General features: G+C 68.9%; 12 protein-coding genes. 5 read left to right on the top strand and 7 right to left on the bottom strand.

All coding sequences use genetic code 11. The features are described from left to right. Window positions 1-34: 34 nt before the first annotated feature. The 5 genes from AC1RJ9_RS00360 to AC1RJ9_RS00340 all read right to left on the bottom strand — a co-directional run bounded on the left by AC1RJ9_RS00360 (window position 35) and on the right by AC1RJ9_RS00340 (window position 4,122). The gene (locus tag AC1RJ9_RS00360) at window positions 35-559 is read right to left on the bottom strand and encodes a hypothetical protein (protein ID WP_492835779.1); all 525 of its coding nucleotides are present in this window, start codon (window positions 557-559) and stop codon (window positions 35-37) included. Between the two features lie 76 nt (window positions 560-635). After that, a complete protein-coding gene (locus AC1RJ9_RS00355) occupies window positions 636-1,115 on the bottom strand; it encodes a hypothetical protein (RefSeq protein ID WP_492835781.1) in 480 nt (159 codons plus the stop codon). After that, a complete protein-coding gene (locus tag AC1RJ9_RS00350; protein ID WP_492835783.1) occupies window positions 1,112-1,678 on the bottom strand; it encodes a hypothetical protein in 567 nt (188 codons plus the stop codon). The genes AC1RJ9_RS00355 and AC1RJ9_RS00350 overlap by 4 nt, the downstream gene beginning before the upstream one ends. A 3-nt stretch (window positions 1,679-1,681) precedes the next feature. Next, a complete protein-coding gene (gene argJ / locus AC1RJ9_RS00345; protein ID WP_492836099.1) occupies window positions 1,682-3,154 on the bottom strand; it encodes a bifunctional glutamate N-acetyltransferase/amino-acid acetyltransferase ArgJ in 1,473 nt (490 codons plus the stop codon). Window positions 3,155-3,183: 29 nt separating this feature from the next. Then, window positions 3,184-4,122 (bottom strand): peptidylprolyl isomerase, encoded by a 939-nt coding sequence (locus AC1RJ9_RS00340; RefSeq protein ID WP_492836101.1) that lies wholly within the window; start codon window positions 4,120-4,122, stop codon window positions 3,184-3,186. 330 nt (window positions 4,123-4,452) lie between these two features. On the opposite strand from AC1RJ9_RS00340, the gene secA reads away from it, so the two are divergent. After that, window positions 4,453-7,221 carry a preprotein translocase subunit SecA gene (gene secA / locus AC1RJ9_RS00335; RefSeq protein WP_492835785.1) on the top strand — a complete coding sequence of 923 codons (2,769 nt, stop codon included), beginning with the start codon at window positions 4,453-4,455 and terminating at the stop codon, window positions 7,219-7,221. A 66-nt stretch (window positions 7,222-7,287) separates the two neighbouring features. Here secA and AC1RJ9_RS00330 read toward each other — a convergent pair whose 3' ends face one another. Continuing rightward, the gene (locus AC1RJ9_RS00330) at window positions 7,288-8,646 is read right to left on the bottom strand and encodes an MFS transporter (protein WP_492836103.1); all 1,359 of its coding nucleotides are present in this window, start codon (window positions 8,644-8,646) and stop codon (window positions 7,288-7,290) included. Window positions 8,647-8,719: 73 nt separating this feature from the next. Between AC1RJ9_RS00330 and AC1RJ9_RS00325 the strand changes: the two genes are divergently transcribed. Further along, window positions 8,720-9,424: an ArsR/SmtB family transcription factor gene (locus AC1RJ9_RS00325; protein WP_492835787.1), complete on the top strand. Its 705-nt coding sequence runs from the start codon at window positions 8,720-8,722 to the stop codon at window positions 9,422-9,424. Window positions 9,425-9,590: 166 nt separating this feature from the next. Here the strand turns inward: AC1RJ9_RS00325 and AC1RJ9_RS00320 are convergent, their stop codons facing one another. Further along, complete coding sequence (locus tag AC1RJ9_RS00320) at window positions 9,591-10,652, bottom strand: DUF2855 family protein (protein ID WP_492835789.1); 1,062 nt, start codon at window positions 10,650-10,652, stop codon at window positions 9,591-9,593. A gap of 187 nt (window positions 10,653-10,839) precedes the next feature. Here AC1RJ9_RS00320 and AC1RJ9_RS00315 point away from each other — a divergent pair, with 187 nt between their 5' ends. The 3 genes from AC1RJ9_RS00315 (at window position 10,840) to AC1RJ9_RS00305 (ending at window position 14,296) form a co-directional block, all read left to right on the top strand. Further along, window positions 10,840-11,739 (top strand): EamA family transporter, encoded by a 900-nt coding sequence (locus AC1RJ9_RS00315; RefSeq protein ID WP_492835791.1) that lies wholly within the window; start codon window positions 10,840-10,842, stop codon window positions 11,737-11,739. 203 nt (window positions 11,740-11,942) lie between these two features. Further along, entirely contained in the window at window positions 11,943-13,079 is a 1,137-nt protein-coding gene (locus AC1RJ9_RS00310) for an epoxide hydrolase family protein (RefSeq protein WP_492835793.1), read from the top strand. Window positions 13,080-13,276: 197 nt separating this feature from the next. Continuing rightward, window positions 13,277-14,296: a threonine aldolase family protein gene (locus AC1RJ9_RS00305; protein WP_492835795.1), complete on the top strand. Its 1,020-nt coding sequence runs from the start codon at window positions 13,277-13,279 to the stop codon at window positions 14,294-14,296. Window positions 14,297-14,314 lie beyond the last annotated feature (18 nt).

Genomic DNA, 14,314 nt, shown 5'->3' with positions numbered 1-14,314 from the left:
GTCCCCTTCTCCCGCCAAGGGAGAAGGGGAATTTCTAGAACCGCGTCTTGCAGCCCTGGCGCAGATGCACGCCGCGCAGGAAGCCGCGCCGGGCCAGGCCGGCGTCGACCACCGCGTTCATGTGGCGGTCGGCCGGAGCCGCGCCGGTCATTTCGCGGACCAGGCCGCGGAACGGGATGATGCTGTTGATGATCGTCTTGCCGCCGGCCTCGGCCAGCTTGCCGGCGCGGTTCTCGGTATATTCGTTGCCGATCGTGTAGTCGGGACCCAGCACGGCGTTCAGCTGGGTGATCTCGCCGGCGATCGCCTTGCAGGTCTTCAGGCCCTGCAGGCTGTAGGGATTGTCGAACGCCTTCTCCAGGATCGGCGGGATCTCGCGCTTGGACATGCCGACGTCGCGCGCCGGCTGGCTGCCGATGTCGACGGCCTTCTTCTTGGCCTCGCCCCAACGGCCGCCCGGCTCGTCCGGCGTCGTGGGCGGCTTCATCTGGGCGTGAGCGGTCGGCGCGATCGCCAGGGCGACCACCGCTCCGATCATGACCAATAGCTTCCGAGACATGACAACGCCCTCCACGAGTGAACACCGATCAGGAACGACAAGCTTGGCCGGTGGTTCCCTTGGACCAGGTTCTAGACTAGTTCGGCGGCGTCGCCGCTTCCAGGTCGAACGCGGCGTCGAAGGCCTCGTCATTGGGAACCACGCCCTCGAGCGCGCTCTCGAACAGGCCCTCCAGCGCGTCCCAGATGAAGGTCAGCTGTTCCAGCACCGCGGGGACCTTGGCGGGGTCGAAGCCCGGATAGAGGTCCTCGACCAGCCACAGGCCGGTCTCGATGTCATAGCCGAACCGGCAGCCGATCAGGCGGAACTGGGCCTTGGCCACCGTCTCGAACAGGGCCGTCAGGTCCCGGGCCTCGGCCAGGTCCTCGGGATCCAGCACCAGGCAGCGCGCCTGCAGCCAGCCATGGTCGGGAAGCAGGTAGTAGGCGCCCTCATCCTCGCCGCCGGACACTTCCAGCCCGCGATCGATCGCCTCGACCACATAGCCGGCCTCGCGGCAGGCCTTGGTCAGGTCGGCCAGCAGGGCGGCTTCCTGGTCGGGGGTGAGGTCGGTCATCGGTAGGGCTCCGTATCAGGCGTATGGTAGGTTTCTTGGATGCTTGGCTTATCTTCGCCGATGTTCAGCCAAGTCTCTAATGTGATCCTATCCGCGCGCCACTCCTGCTCCCGGTGCTCCGGCCCCTTGAATGGTGCGAACGTTTCCACTCGGCGGCCATCGACCTCAACACTCTTGACGGCCTTGCCCCACCAGGCGCGCAACACCGAGGCCGCTGCGGCCGCATCAACGCCATAGCCGGTAATTGCACAATCTCGCTCTGCGCCATCTGGATCGATACGCACAGATACGTAGACACGGCCCGGTCCTTTCACGGGAATGGAAAAGGCACGTCTTGGTCCGGCAAGCGGCACCAGGGACGCCTCTACCTTTTCGTAGTGAAACCCTTCAGCAAGATCATCAATCGATCCAGAACGCGCCCGCACGAGGCACAGCGTCCTAGCTGCGTCGAGAAAAGTGCCTTGCGCATCGTCATCACCTTCGCTGGCGCTGACAGGCAAGGCGGCGAGGAAAACAACCGCTATGCCGATAAGAATACGACCGGCTGCGCTCTCCCCTTCCATGCCCTAGCTCCGGTAGTCCCCGTTGATCGCCACGTACTGCTTGGTCAGGTCGCAGGTCCAGACCGTGGACGAGCCCTTGCCGACGCCGACGTCGACGCTGACCTCGAACTCCTGGTTCTTGACGTAGGCGCTCATCTTGGCCTCGTCGTATTCGGCCGAGACCAGGCCGTCGCGGGCGGCGTAGAGGTCGCCGAACTTGACGCTGATCTTCTCGCGGGCGACCGGCTCGTCGGCGCGGCCGACGGCCATGACGATGCGGCCCCAGTTGGCGTCCTCGCCGGCGAAGGCGGTCTTGACCAGCGGGCTCTCGGCGATGGTGCGGGCGATCTTGCGGGCGCTGGCCGGGCTCTCGGCGCCGTTGACGGTGATCTTGACGAACTTGGTGGCGCCCTCGCCGTCGCGGACCAGCTGCAGGGCCAGGTCCAGCAGGACGGCCTCCAGTTTCTCGCGGAAGTCGGCCAGGCGCCTGTCGCCGGCGCGGTGGATCTTGGGCGCGCCCGACTGGCCGGTGGCGAACAGCAGCAGGGTGTCATTGGTCGAGCGGTCGCCGTCCACCGTCACGCAGTTGAAGGTCGTGCGGGTATAGAGGCTGACCAGGGTCTGCAGCGCCGCGGGGGCGATGGCCGCGTCGGTGGCCACGAAGGCCAGCATGGTGGCCATATCGGGCGCGATCATGCCCGAGCCCTTGGCGATCCCCGCGATCTTCACTTCCACGCCATCGATCAGCGCCGTGGCGTAGGCGCCTTTCGGGAAGGTGTCGGTGGTCATGATCGCCCGGCCCGCCTCGGCCCAGGCGTCGGCCTTCAGGCGGGCTTCGACCTCCGGCAGGCGGGCGGTGATCTTGCTGTCGTCGAGGATGACGCCGATGACGCCGGTCGAGGCCATCATCACATCGCGCTGGCGGCAGTCCAGGCGCTTGCCCACGGCCGTGGCCACGCGGCGCACCGCGTCGGCGCCGGGACGGCCGGTGAAGCTGTTGGCGCAGCCGGCGTTGACGACCAGGGCGCGGACGTCCGCGCCGCCCGTGGCGGCCAGCTGGCGCTTGCACCAGTCGACGGGCGCCGAGCCGACGCCGTGGCGGGTGAACACCCCCGCCGCCGAAGTCCCCTCGGCGAAGCGCATGAGGACCAGGTCCTCGCGCTCGTGCTTGTAGAAGCCGGCGCGACCGGTGGCGATCTCGACGCCGGCGATCGGCGGGATCACCGGGAACGGCACGGCCAGGGGCGAGATCGCCAGTCCGGGCTTGCCCGCGCCCCCTGAGACGGGCTTGGCGGGGACCGGCGCGGTCGGGCTGGCGAGGTCCTCGCCGGCCGATTTCTGGGCGCGGCGCAGACCAGCGCGCTTCAAGGCGGAGGTCAGAGGATCGACCAGGGCGCGCTCGATCGCGGCGCCGGCGGCGGCCACCGGATTGGCCGAACCCGGCGCGGCCTCGGGGGCCTTCGCGACGGTGGTCTTGCCCGAAGTCTTACCGGCCATCTGGGGGGTCTTGGTCATGTGGGCCGCTCTTACTTCTTGGCGGGTTGGGCGGGTTGGACGGGCGCCGCCGCGGGCGGGGGGGCGCCTTGCGGCTCCGCCGGGGCCGAAGCCGGTTCCTGGGCGCCGGTCGCGCCGGACACGTCCTGGGGCTTGGCGACCAGCATCTCGACCTTGGCCGAGCCGCGCAGCTTCTCGAGAATGTCGCGCACCTGGTCATAGGTCAGGAAGCGCACGATCTGCGGCCGGGCGGCCTCCAGGGTGATCGGCTCCTCGGTGCGCTTGTCCTCGACCTTGACGATGACCCAGCCGCCCTCGGCCGCGAACGGACCGACCAGCGTCCCCTTCTGGGCGTCCTTCAGGGCCACGCCATAGGGCTCGGGCATCACGTCCAGGGTGAAATAGCCCAGGTCGCCGCCGTTGAAGCGGGTGGCCTGGTCGGTCGAGCGCTCCATGGCCAGGGCGTCGAACGAGGCCCCGGAGGCCAGCAGCTTCTTGATGCTGTCGGCCTCGGCCTGGCTGCCGACGATGATCTGGCGGGCGCGGATCTCTTCCGAGCGCTTCGAAAGCTTCTGCTGCTCGGCGTAGAGCTTGCGGATGGCGTCCTCGGTGACGGCCTTTTCGACGACGCCCTCGACCAGCATGTCGCCCAGGATGCGCTCGCGGGCGGCGGCCAGGCGGCGCTGGGCCACAGGCTCCTTGTCGATCTTGCGCTTGGTGGCTTCCGAGGCCAGCAGCTTCTGGTCGATCACCTCGTCGAGGCGCTGGCGGAAGACCTCGCTGGAGATGTCCAGCGGCTCGCCCTCGCTGATCAGGCCCTGGGCCACGGCCTCGCGCTTGACGTCCGACGCCCAGATCACCTGGCCGTTGACGCGCGCCACCGCGGTGTCGCCAGGCTCCGGCGGCTTGTCGGCGACCTTGTTCTGGCCGCACGCGGCCAGCAACAAGGCGCAGGCGATGGCGCTGATCATACCGACGCGGCGGAAAGTGCTGTTCAAGGCCAAGATCTCCGGCTTTGCTGAAGCCGCTCTAGCGCGGTTTTTCGCCAAGAGGAAACGGCTTCGGCGCCGAAAGCGTTCGAGGCCCCGAAAACCGAGGCGGGACGGCCACTAAGGAGCCTGGAAGCCTTACTTACGACTGGGTCTTCGCGTTGACACCAAGATGACCGGTGCTTAAGTCTCCGGCCGCACCGGAATAGCGGATTTATCCGCTGATCCAGCGCGACTTCATCTACCGTAGTCGAGGCCACACAGCCTTAGCGCCGGCCTCCTCGTCAAACCGTCCCACCGGATTCCCCCTGCATGCTTGGTTTCGCCAAAAAGCTCTTCGGCTCTTCCAACGAACGCAAGGTCAAGACCTTCGCCGCGCGGGTGGTGAAGATCAACGCCTACGAGGCCGAGTACGCCGCCCTGTCGGACGAAGCCCTCAGGGGCAAGACCGCCGAGTTCAAGGCCCGCCTCGAAAAGGGCGAGACCCTCGACGATCTTCTGAACGAAGCCTTCGCCGTGGTGCGCGAGGCCGGCAAGCGCGTGCTGGGCATGCGCCACTTCGACGTCCAGATGGTCGGCGGCATGGTGCTGCACTTCTCGGGCATCTCGGAAATGCGCACGGGTGAAGGCAAGACCCTGGTCGCCACCCTGCCCACCTACCTCAACGCCCTGGAAGGCAAGGGCGTCCACGTCATCACCGTCAACGACTACCTGGCCCGCCGCGACGCCGACTGGATGGGCCAGATCTACACCTTCCTGGGCCTCAGCTATGGCGTGATCGTCAACGGCCTCAGCCAGGGTGAGCGTCAGCGCGCCTATCGCAGCGACATCACCTACGGCACCAACAACGAATTCGGCTTCGACTATCTGCGCGACAACCTCGTCTACAGCGTCGATGAGATGGTCCAGCGCGGCCACAACTTCGTCATCGTCGACGAAGTGGACTCGATCCTGATCGACGAAGCCCGCACCCCGCTGATCATCTCGGGTCCCACCGAAGACCGCAGCGAGTTCTACAAGACGATCGACGTGCTGGTGAAGCAGCTGATCCAGGACAAGGGTACTTACGACCACGACGAGAAGCAGAAGCAGGTCATCCTGACCGAGGACGGCCAGGAGAAGATCGAAGAGATCCTGATGTCGGGCGGCCACCTGGCCGAGGACTCGGCGGGCCTCTACGACGCGGCCAACGTCTCGGTGGTGCACCACGTCAACCAGGCCCTGCGCGCCAACGTGCTGTACACGCGCGACAAGGACTACATCGTCAAGGGCGGCGAGGTCATCCTGATCGACGAGTTCACCGGCCGCATGATGACCGGCCGCCGCCTGTCGGAAGGCCTGCACCAGGCCATCGAGGCCAAGGAAGGCGCCGACGTCCAGCCCGAGAACCAGACCCTGGCCTCGGTGACCATCCAGAACTACTTCCGCCTCTACAAGAAGCTGTCGGGCATGACCGGCACGGCGTCGACGGAAGCCCAGGAATTCGACGACATCTACAAGATGACCGTCTCGGAAATCCCGACCAACCGCGTCATCAAGCGCATCGACGACGACGATGAGGTCTATCGCACCGAGCGCGAGAAGAACGAGGCCATCCTTAAGCAGATCGCCGACTGCCACGTGCGCGGCCAGCCGATCCTGGTCGGCACCGTGTCGATCGAGAAGTCGGAAGAGCTGTCCAAGCTGCTGTCCAGCTTCTCGTTCGAGAACGACGGCAAGAAGCAGAAGGGCATCCCGCACCAGGTGCTGAACGCCCGCTTCCACGAGCAGGAAGCCGGCATCGTCGCCGACGCCGGCGTGCCTGGCGCGGTGACCATCGCCACCAACATGGCCGGCCGCGGCACCGACATCCAGCTGGGCGGCAACATCGACATGCGCCTGGCCAACTGGCGCCAGCAGCAGAAGGGCATGGGCCTGGAGGTCACCCACGAGGACGAGGTCGAGGAGCGCAAGCGCCTCGAGGCCGAGATCCTCGTCGCCAGGGAACAGGCGCTGGCCGCCGGCGGCCTGTTCGTGCTGGGCACCGAGCGCCACGAAAGCCGCCGTATCGACAACCAGCTGCGCGGCCGCACCGGCCGTCAGGGCGACCCGGGCCGGTCGAAGTTCTTCCTGTCGTGCGAGGACGACCTGCTGCGCATCTTCGCCGGCGAGCGTCTGGACGCGATCATGCGCACCTTCGGCGTCCAGGAAGGCGAGGCGATCACCCACAAGTGGCTGAACAACGCCATCGCCACGGCCCAGAAGCGCGTCGAGCAGCGCAACTACGAGATCCGCAAGAACCTCCTGAAGTACGACGACGTCGTCAACGACCAGCGCAAGGCCGTGTTCGAGCAGCGCCAGGAGTTCATGGAAAGCGACGACCTCTCGGACATCATCGTCGAGATGCGTCACGACACGATCGACGATCTGATCGCCCGTCACCTGCCGCCCAAGGCCTATGCCGAGCAGTGGGACGTCGAGGGCCTGAAGGAACGCGTCCAGTCGATCCTGGGCCTGGACCTGCCGATCGAGACCTGGGCCGCCGAGGAAGGCATCGCCGACGAGGAGATCAAGGACCGCATCGTCAAGGCCGCCGACGACTACGCCGCCCAGCGCGAAGTGATCATCACGCCCGAGCAGATGCGCTCGGTCGAGAAGAACTTCCTGCTGCAGATGATCGACCTTCAGTGGCGCGAGCACCTGATGCACCTGGATCACCTGCGCAACGTCATCGGCCTGCGCGGCTATGGCCAGCGCGATCCGCTGAACGAGTACAAGACCGAAGCCTTCTCGCTGTTCGAGAAGCTGCTGGGCGACCTGCGCACCAACACCACCCGCTGGCTGATGACGGTCGAGATCGCCTATGCCGAGCCGGAGATCCCGCATTCGTCGCTGGAGAACCTGGTCGAGGTCCACCTGGACCCGCTGACCGGCGAGAACGCCGCCGTCGCCGGCGTGATCCCGGACGGCCTGTCGCCGCAACAGCGCCAGGCCCTGCCGATCTCGTCCCTGCCGGAAGAGTGGGAACGCACCAACCGCAACGCCCCCTGCCCCTGCGGCTCGGGCAAGAAGTTCAAGCAGTGCCACGGCTCGCTGGTGTGAGCGGGGACTGAGGTTTGAATTGGAAACGCCCGCCCTGGGAGACCGGGGCGGGCGTTTTGCTTGGCGCTAAGCCTTTCGCGCGGGCAGCAGAATCACCGCCGCCGCCCCGACCAGGATCACCGCCGCGCTGATACCTGACACCCGCAACCCCGTCGCCACGTCCGCCCCCGCCAGCGCCCCGAAGATCGCCACGCCGGCCGCGCCGCCGACCTGGCGGCAGGCGTTGAGGGTTCCCGAGGCCGCGCCGGCGTCGTGGCGGTCGACGCTGGCCAACAGCCCGCTGGTCAGGGCCGGGATCGCCAGGCCCATGCCGCCGGGGATCAAAGCAAAGCCGGGCAGCATCTCCAGCAGGCCGCTGTCCGCGCCCAGTCGGGCGGTCAGGCCGTAGCCGCAGGCGGCGATCAGCACGCCGCCGGTCGTCACCGTCCTGGCCCCCAGCCGCGCTGCCAGGCCGCCGCTGACCAGGTTCGACAGCACGAAGGTCGCCGTCAGCGGCAGGAAGGCGATCCCGGCCTTGCCCGGCGCCCAGTGCAGGGCGCGCAGCATGTAGAGGCCCAGCACGAAGATCAGGCCGTAATAGGTGAAGTTCAGGGCCGAGCCGACCACGACCGCCGTCCAGGCCGGGCGCTCGCGGAAGGCCGCCAGCGGCATGGCCGGATGCCTGGCCCTCCGCTCGACCAGCACGAAGGCGACGGCCAGGAGCAGGCCGGCGGCCAGGGCCGCCAGCGGCCAGCCGTTCCAGCCGCGATGTCCCCCCTCGATCAGCCCGCCGACCAGCAGGGTGACCGCGGCGACGGCCAGGGCTTGGCCGGCGATGTCGAACGGGACCCTGGGCCTGGGCGGCGTCTTGGGGGCGACGAGCTGGGTCAGCACCGCCCCGGCCACGCAGAGCGGCAGGTTGACGAAGAACACCCAGCGCCAGCCGACCGCCTCGACCAGCAGACCGCCCAGCACCGGCCCGGCGGCGATCGACACCCCGCCGGCGGCGGTCCACCAGCCGACGGCGGCCGCGCGCTTCCTGTCGTCTCCATGAGCCGCGTGGGCGATCAGGGCCAGCGACGGCGGGATCAGCAGCGCCCCGGCCGCGCCCTGGGCCACCCGGGCCAGGATCAGGGCCAGCGGGCTCCCCGCCAGGCCGCAGGCGGCCGAGGCCAGGCCGAACAGCGCCAGCCCCGCCATGAACGCCCGCTTGGGTCCGACCCGGTCGCCGATCGCGCCGGCCGACAGCAGCATCGCCGCCAGGGCCAGCACATAGGCGTCGACCACCCATTGCAGCTGCGCGGTCGGGGCGTCGAAGGCCTGGCCGATGGCGTCCAGCGCGACATTGACGATGGTCACGTCCAGCTGGGTGACCAGGAAGCCGAAGCTGGCGGCGGCGGTAATCCAGCCGAGGCGGGAGGGCTTGGTGCTCATGGCCTCCGTCATGCCCCGGTCCGGCGCGCGATTGCTACACGCGCCGATGAACCATTCCGGCGGCGATCGGTCTAGGATGCCGATCATGGACGCCAACATCGCCTCCCCCGCCGCCCTGATCGGCGACCCGACCCGCGCGGCCATGCTGCAGGCCTTGCAGGACGGCCGCGCCCAGCCCGCCGGCGCCCTGGCCTGGGCCGCCGGGGTCACCGCCCAGGCGGCCAGCAACCACCTCTCCAAGCTGGTCGACGGCGGCCTGCTGGCGGTCGAGCGCGAGGGCCGGCATCGGTACTACAGGCTGGCCAGCGCGGACGTGGCCCACGCGATCGAGGCGCTGTCGGTGCTGGCCGCGCCGGTGCGCTCCCTGGAGATCCCACGCTCGCCCAAGGCCCGGGCGCTGCGGGACGCGCGGTGCTGCTACGGCCATCTGGCGGGGCGTCTGGGCGTGAAGGTCTGCGAAGCGCTGGTCGAGCGCGACCTGATCCGACCGGCGGATGGGAAACTCTACGACGTCACGGCCGAAGGGCGACGCTGGTTCGAGGACCTGGGCGTCGCCGTGGACGCCCTGCGCTCGCCGCGCGGCGTCGCCCGCCAATGCCTGGACTGGACCGAGCGGCGCCATCACCTGGCCGGACCGCTGGGGGTGAAGCTGCTGGAGGCGATGACCGCGCGCGGCTGGCTGGCGCTGGAGGCCAAGGGACGGGCGGTGCGGGTGACGGCCGAGGGAGCGCTGGCTTTGCGGGAGCGGCTGGGGTTGAGCCTGGAGGATGAGGGACGGGTCGCGGCTTAAGGATTGCCCTCTCCTCCCCCTCTATGGGGGAGGGGGACCGCCGAACGGCGGTGGAGGGGGTCAGCCGCGGCGCCATTGGGCCTGCGCCGTCCCCCTCCGTCACGGCGCGTATCCGCGCCGCGCCACCTCCCCCAAAAGGGGAGGAGAGAGATAAATCCGCTGCTTGCTAAGGCCGCAGGACCACGCCCACGTCCGCCGGCGTCCCGCCGTCCACCTGCGCCAGGTACGCCGCCTGGACGGCCTCGCGGCCCTGTCCGGTCTCCACCTTCAACCACCGCGGCGCATCGGCCACGAACCCGGACCACGCCGCGCCGTAGCGTCGCTCGAATTCCCCCGGCGCCCAGTCCTGCCGCCGCTTGGCGATGCGGTCCGGGGCGAAGAAGAAGGCCGGCGTCGGGCCGGGAAGCTGGCCGCCGCCCCCAGTCTTGGGCGCCTCCCAGTGGGTGCCGCCGACCAGGATCGAAGCCTTCAGCGCATCGGCGAACCGGTTGTGCACGCTCGCCAGCACCGCCGCATCGCCCGCGAAGTCGACGAAGGCCGCCGGCCCCTCGATCGGCGCCGTCGCCAGGTCGTCGTACAGCACGACCTGATCGTAGAAGCCCAGCCCCTCGACGAAGGCCTTGTTGCGTGGGGAGGTCAGGCCCACGACCTTGACCCCGCCGCGCCGCTTCAGCAGCGCCGCCAGGCCGATCGCCGTCTTGGACGAGGCGCTGGACAGGATCACGCTGGCCGCGCCGTAGAAGCCATGCTCGTCGAACTGGTCGTCGATCAGGAACGCGGTGGTGAACAGCGGCTGCAACAGCGCCTTGTGCGCCTCCAGACCATCGTCCTCGCCCACCGCCTGATACTGGTTGTAGACCACCGCCAGATGCTGGCGATGCGGCGCCACGTCGGTGAAGCCGGTCTTGCCCGGCTTGGCCAGCACCGTCAGATGCGTCGACATCGGCCAGTAGCCATAGAACCGCTGGCCGACCGCGATGTCCGGGTGGGCCGAGGCCTCGACCCGGGCGTGACCCCAGACCGGCACCCGGCCGAAGCCGTCCGGGCCGGGGAAGAAGTCCCAGTACTTCATCGCCTCGCCGAACACGGCGTAGGTGATGTTGTTGGCCGTCAGGGCGAAGCTCTCGATCGCCAGCCGCACCTCGCCATCGTTCAGCGGCGCGGGCGCGGCGTCACGGAATTCCGTGCGGCGCAGGTCGCCCTTGGCGACAACGAAATCCCAGGCCATGCGGAGCCTCCCAGCTTCATTTCACCGGAGTTAGCGGGAGGCCGTGCGGCAAGTCAAACACACGTTTGACCTCAGACACGGCGGCGCGCTCTGGAGCGGGGCGATTGTCACCGGGACAATGTTTCCGTTGCGACGGGCGGCTCAAGGGTTCAGGTCGGCGCTAGTCCAGCTTGCGATTGGAACCGCCATGACCGCCAACGCCCCCCTGCCCTTGCGCCACTTCCTGCTGGCCCTGGCCGTGGTGGCGGTGTGGGGGACGAACTTCGTGGTCATCCGCATCGGCCTGAACCACCTGCCGCCGCTGCTGTTCGCCACCTTGCGCTTCTGCATGGTGCTGGTTCCGATGGTGTTCATCGTCAAGCGGCCGGCGGTGTCGTGGAAGAACCTGGCGGCCTATGGCCTGCTGATCGGGGCGGGGCAGTTCGGCCTGCTGTTCGTGGCCATGAAGGGCCACATCTCGCCGGGCCTGGCCTCGCTGATCCTGCAGACCCAGGTGTTCTTCACCATCGGCATGGCCATGTGGATCAGCAAGGAGCGGATCCAGGGCTTCCAGGTCGCGGCCCTGCTGCTGGCCGTCGCCGGCATCGTGGTGATCGCCGCCCACGGCGGCGGCGCGGCCACGCCGCTGGGCGTGATGCTGGGCCTGCTGGCGGCGCTCAGCTGGTCGGGCGGCAACATCGTCGCGCGCCAGGCCGGGCCGGTGAACATGCTGGGCTATGTCGTCTGGGCCAGCCTGTTCTCGATCCCGCCGCTGTTTCTGATGTCGCTGTGGCTGGAAGGCTGGCCGGCCATCGTCCAGGGCGTGACCAGCGCCAGCCTCGGGACCTGGCTGGCCGTGGCCTGGCAGGCCGTGGGCAACACCATGTTCGGCTATGCCGCCTGGGGCTGGCTGCTGGCCCGCCACCCGGCCGCCACCGTGACCCCCATGGCCCTGCTGGTCCCGGTGTTCGGCATGAGCGCCTCCGCCCTGATCCTGGGCGAGGGTCTGCCGGCCTGGAAGCTGATCGCCGCGGCGCTGGTGCTGACGGGCCTGGCGGTGAACATGCTGTGGCCGAAGGTGCGGATGAAGTTCCTGGCGGCGGCCTGATACCCATACCCGTCTCCCCGGCGAAGGCCGGGGTCCAGATCGAACTCACGAGTCTCGGTGGGCCGGGCAAAGATCGTCGGCGCATCATCCCAAACTGCTCCGGATGAATCTGGGCCCCGGCCTTCGCCGGGGAAACGGGGGTTGGGATACTTGACCTCCCCCACGTCACCCGCCTGACCCTGCCTGAAAACAGGGAGGCCGCCATGACGCCGTTCGAGGTGAACTGGACCCGCGAGGCCATCGACAAGGTCCTCGCCCAGGTTCGCGCCTATGAGTTCCCGCCGGCGCCGGAAGGCGGCGGCTGGGGCTATGGCTGCGACGCGGATTTCCTGAAAGCGCTCTGCGCCTACTGGACCGACGGCTTCGACGTCGCGGCGGCGCAGGCCAACCTGAACCGCTTCCCGCAGTTCACGACGACGATCGAGGACCTCGACATCCACTTCGTCCACGTGGTCGGCGAGGCCGGCGGCAAGCGGCCGCTGCTGATCAGCCACGGCTGGCCGGGCAGTCACTTCGAGTTCTGGGACGCCATCGAGCCCCTGGCCTTCCCCTCGCGCCACGGCGGCGACCCGGCCGATGCGTTCGATCTCGTCATCCCGTCGCTGCCAGGCTTTGGCTTTTCCGGAAAGCCCAAGCGGCCGCTCGGCCAGCGCGCCACCGCGCGGATCTTCGACACGCTGATGACGCAGGTCCTCGGCTATCCGACCTATCTCGCCCAGGGCGGCGACTGGGGCGGCCTCGTCACCTCATGGCTGGGCCTGGACCACCCCGCGCATGTGAAGGCCATCCATCTCAACATGATCGGCCTGCGCCCGGCCGGGCCGCCGACGACGCCAGAGGAGATCGCCTGGATCACCGACTTCGGCGCCCAGATGGACGCCTACGGCGCCTATTTCCGCTTGCAGGCGAGCAAGCCGCAGTCCGTCGCCTGGCTGGGGGCCAACAACCCCGTCGGCCAGGCCGCCTGGATCCTGGAGCGCTTCCACGACTGGGCCGACCTGTCGACCAAGCCGTTCGAGCGGGTGTTCACGCGCGACCAGTTGCTGACCAACCTGATGCTCTACGTGATGACCGGCGGGTTCACGACCGGCGCCTGGTACTACCGGGCGATGCTGGAGGAAGGCGGCCCCGTCCTGGCGCAGGGCCAGCGCTGCGAGACGCCCACCGCCTTCGCCAACTTCCCCGGCGAGAGCATCTACAAGCCCCCGCCGCGCTCGTGGGCCGACCGCGCCTACAACATCACCCGCTGGACCGACCAGCCGCGCGGCGGCCACTTCGCGGCCATGGAGGAGCCGGGGCTGTTCGTCGACGACGTGCGGGGCTGGGCGCGCGACCTGTAGAACGCGCTCCCTTCCCCCTTGATGGGGGAAGGGTCGGGGATGGGGGTGACCGCTGAATTGGCCGCCGCGCCGAACATCCGCCGCCGCATCACCCCCACCCCTGCCCCTCCCCCATCGAGGGGGAGGGGAACTCTGGACGGACCTCCGCCTCCGTGGCATCGGATCAGCCTTTCCGAGACTTCGCGCACCGAGGATCCATGGCCCGCTACGATTTCGCGTCCGACAACGTCGCCGGGGCCATGCCCGAGGTCATGGAGGCCCTGGTCGCCGCCAATGCCGGGACGGCCTCGGGCTACGGGACCGACCACGTCAGCAAGGCCGCCGGCGACCGCATCCGCGCCCTGCTGGACGCCGACGCCGAGGTCAGGTTCACGGCCTCGGGCACGGCGGCCAACGCCTTCGCCCTGACCTTGCTGGCCGCCCCGCACGAAGCGGTGCTGGCCCACGAGCACGCCCACATCTGCACCGACGAGACCGGCGCCCCGGGCTTCTTCAGCCAGGGCGGCGGACTGATCGGCCTGCCGGGCGCCTCGGGCAAGATCGAGCTCTCCGCCCTGGAAGCCGCGCTCGCCCGTCCGGAGGTCTCTTACAACCAGCCCGCCAACGCCCTGTCCCTGACCACCGCCACCGAATACGGCACGGTCTATTCGGAGGCGCATCTGCGGGCGCTGATCGCCCCGGTGAAGGCCAAGGGCTATGGCGTCCACCTGGACGGCGCCCGCCTGGCCAACGCCGTGGCCGCCGGCTTTGACCTGAGGAGCGTGGCCAGGATGGGCGTCGATATCCTGGTGATGGGCGGCACCAAGGCCGGCTCGACCCCGACCGAGGCCGTGGTGTTCCTCAACCCCGATCACGCCCGTCGTCTGGACGCGCGCCTGAAGCACGCCGGCCAACTGGTCTCCAAGGGCCGCTTCCTGGCCGCCCCGTGGCTGGGCCTGCTGGGCGAGGACGGCTCCACCGGTCCCTGGGCCGCCCGCGCCGCCCACGCCAACGCCATGGCCCGCAAGCTGGCCGACCTGATGCCGTTTCCGATCAAGCACCCGGTCGAGGCCAACGGCGTCTTCGTCGAAATGGACGACCCCACCCTGGAGCGCCTGCGCGGCGAAGGCTGGTTCGTCTATCGCTTCCTGGACGGGACCGTGCGCTTCATGTGCTCGTGGGCGACGACCCCGGAAATGGTCGAAGACCTGGGCGCGGCGCTGAAGCGGGTAGCCTAACGCTTGGCGGCTGTCATC

The sequence above is a fragment of the Caulobacter sp. GW822-FHT07D08 genome, from assembly GCF_058798735.1.
This window is presented reverse-complemented; position numbering and strand designations above follow the sequence as displayed.

Bases quoted from the DNA above. Each gene is read 5' to 3' on its own strand.
- argJ (WP_492836099.1), bottom strand. From the start codon at position 3,154: ATGGCCGGTAAGACTTCGGGCAAGACCACCGTCGCGAAGGCCCCCGAG.
- AC1RJ9_RS00330 (WP_492836103.1), bottom strand. From the start codon at position 8,646: ATGACGGAGGCCATGAGCACCAAGCCCTCCCGCCTCGGCTGGATTACC.
- AC1RJ9_RS00340 (WP_492836101.1), bottom strand. From the start codon at position 4,122: ATGATCAGCGCCATCGCCTGCGCCTTGTTGCTGGCCGCGTGCGGCCAG.
- AC1RJ9_RS00315 (WP_492835791.1), top strand. From the start codon at position 10,840: ATGACCGCCAACGCCCCCCTGCCCTTGCGCCACTTCCTGCTGGCCCTG.
- AC1RJ9_RS00355 (WP_492835781.1), bottom strand. From the start codon at position 1,115: ATGACCGACCTCACCCCCGACCAGGAAGCCGCCCTGCTGGCCGACCTG.
- AC1RJ9_RS00310 (WP_492835793.1), top strand. From the start codon at position 11,943: ATGACGCCGTTCGAGGTGAACTGGACCCGCGAGGCCATCGACAAGGTC.
- secA (WP_492835785.1), top strand. From the start codon at position 4,453: ATGCTTGGTTTCGCCAAAAAGCTCTTCGGCTCTTCCAACGAACGCAAG.
- AC1RJ9_RS00320 (WP_492835789.1), bottom strand. From the start codon at position 10,652: ATGGCCTGGGATTTCGTTGTCGCCAAGGGCGACCTGCGCCGCACGGAA.
- AC1RJ9_RS00325 (WP_492835787.1), top strand. From the start codon at position 8,720: ATGGACGCCAACATCGCCTCCCCCGCCGCCCTGATCGGCGACCCGACC.
- AC1RJ9_RS00350 (WP_492835783.1), bottom strand. From the start codon at position 1,678: ATGGAAGGGGAGAGCGCAGCCGGTCGTATTCTTATCGGCATAGCGGTT.
- AC1RJ9_RS00305 (WP_492835795.1), top strand. From the start codon at position 13,277: ATGGCCCGCTACGATTTCGCGTCCGACAACGTCGCCGGGGCCATGCCC.
- AC1RJ9_RS00360 (WP_492835779.1), bottom strand. From the start codon at position 559: ATGTCTCGGAAGCTATTGGTCATGATCGGAGCGGTGGTCGCCCTGGCG.